2 protein-coding genes and 1 pseudogene are annotated in these 1675 nt (G+C 70.9%); 2 read left to right on the top strand and 1 reads right to left on the bottom strand.

The genetic code is table 11. From position 1 onward, the window contains the following. Nucleotides 1-466: pseudogene (locus G6018_RS14350) on the top strand (epimerase); the annotation flags it as partial. A 34-nt stretch (nt 467-500) separates the two neighbouring features. On the opposite strand, the gene G6018_RS14345 reads toward G6018_RS14350, so the two are convergent. Continuing rightward, nucleotides 501-941 carry an SRPBCC family protein gene (locus tag G6018_RS14345; protein WP_179523687.1) on the bottom strand — a complete coding sequence of 147 codons (441 nt, stop codon included), beginning with the start codon at nt 939-941 and terminating at the stop codon, nt 501-503. A gap of 48 nt (nt 942-989) precedes the next feature. Here G6018_RS14345 and G6018_RS14340 point away from each other — a divergent pair, with 48 nt between their 5' ends. Next, nucleotides 990-1628, top strand: a complete 639-nt coding sequence (locus tag G6018_RS14340; RefSeq protein ID WP_182639982.1) for a DUF1697 domain-containing protein — start codon at nt 990-992, stop codon at nt 1626-1628. The last annotated feature ends 47 nt before the right edge of the window (nt 1629-1675 follow it).

The raw sequence follows: 1675 nt of genomic DNA, 5'->3' as shown, positions 1-1675 counted from the left end.
TCTGCCGCTCGACAGGGGCCTGTGCCTGCCCCTCGTCCATGCCGACGACGTCGCCGACGCCGTCGTGCGAGTGATCGAGCAGGGCGCCACCGGCCCGTTCAACCTCGCGGCCGAACAACCGCTGACCAGGGACGATCTCGCAGAGGTGCTCGGGGCCCGGGCGGTCCACATCCCCCTGCCGCTCCTCGGGGCCCTCGTCGGTCTGACGTGGCGGGCGCGCCTGCAGCCGGTGGACCGCGGATGGCTGGACCTGGCGTTCGCCGTGCCCCTGCAGGACTGCGCCCGGGCCCGCGACGAGCTCGGATGGGCACCGGCCTGGGCGCCGACAGAGGCCATGGCCGACCTGCTCGACGGCATCGCGCACCTCGCCCACACCGGGAGTGCACCACTGCGTCGCAGATCCGTGCCCGACCTGGTGCGCCGCGATCTGACCGACGGACTGATCTCCTCCCGCCGGTTCTCCTGACCGGATCCCATCCCCGAGGGCTCGGGGCGGATGATCAGCCGTGCCGCCGCAGGACCTCGTCCCGCAACCCCGTGGTGGCCACGTCGGCGATGTGCTTCTGCGCCTTCTTGACCACCGCACCCGGCAGCTTGATCTTGAGATCCACCTCGAGGTCGAAGACGACCTCGGTGGTGCCGTCGCCGTTGTCCGTGAGCACGTAGCGGGCGTTCTGGACCTTCTGGGAACCGCTCTCGACCAGGGACCAGCTCACCTCGCCGTCGTACCACTCGTAGCGCACGACCATCTCGTCGGTGACGCCGTACTGGGACACCCGCTCCCACACGACGATCGGCCACCCCTCGTCGTCGGCCTCCCTGACCTCGACCGCACGGTGGGCGCTCGACCAGTCGACGAGGGACTCGACGTCGGCCAGGACCTCCATGATCTCGGGGACGCCGGTCTCGATCTTCACAACGGACTGCACTGACACTGCCATGGCGGGAAAGCTACCCGCGCGGGCCCGCCCCGGGAGGAAGATCGGGACATGAGTACCGGATCGGCGGGCCCACACGCCGGGGAGCATCGGAAGGTCGTGCTGCTCCGCGGGATCAACGTCGGAAAGAGCAACCGGATCGCGATGCCCGACCTGGTCGCGTGCACGGAGGCCGCGGGCGGGACGTCGGTCACCACGGTGTTGGCCACCGGCAACGTGCTCGTCACCGATCCCCGACCGGTGACCGGACTGCGCGCGGCGCTCGAGTCCGCGTATGCGGAGAGGTTCGGCTACACGGCGGTCGTGCAGGTCCTCACCCTCGACGCGGTGGCGACGGTGGTGGCCGCGTACCCCTTCGACGCGCTGCCCGAGCACCACGACTACGTGGTGTTCTCGGACGACCCAGAGGTGACGACCCGGGTGACGGTGGCGATGCGCGCGGCCATCCGGGAGGTCGGCGAGGCGGCCGCCGGCGCCGACGCGCATGCCGGGGCCGGGCCGGCCACCGACAGTGAGACGACCGTCAGCACGGAAGCGGTCGCCGAGGGCGCGGGCTGTGTGTACTGGCGTGTCCCCCGCGGCTCGACGTTGACCTCCGACGCATACAAGGTGCTCGACGGCCGGGAGAACAAGCGTCACCTCACCACCAGGAACCTCAGGACCCTGGACAGGATCCTCGCCGCGGGGTGAGTCAGGGACCCGGTGGAAGCCAGGGACCCGGGGTGGGTCAGGGGCCC

The sequence above is a fragment of the Dietzia sp. DQ11-44 genome (genome assembly GCF_014145205.1).
In the GTDB taxonomy this organism is placed as follows: Bacteria; Actinomycetota; Actinomycetes; order Mycobacteriales; family Mycobacteriaceae; genus Dietzia; species Dietzia natronolimnaea.
Note: the sequence above shows the minus strand (reverse complement) of the source record. Positions and strands in the feature narration are given on the sequence as shown.

Excerpts from the sequence above, each read along its gene's own strand:
- G6018_RS14345 (WP_179523687.1), bottom strand. The coding sequence starts at position 941 with ATGGCAGTGTCAGTGCAGTCCGTTGTGAAGATCGAGACCGGCGTCCCC.
- G6018_RS14340 (WP_182639982.1), top strand. The coding sequence starts at position 990 with ATGAGTACCGGATCGGCGGGCCCACACGCCGGGGAGCATCGGAAGGTC.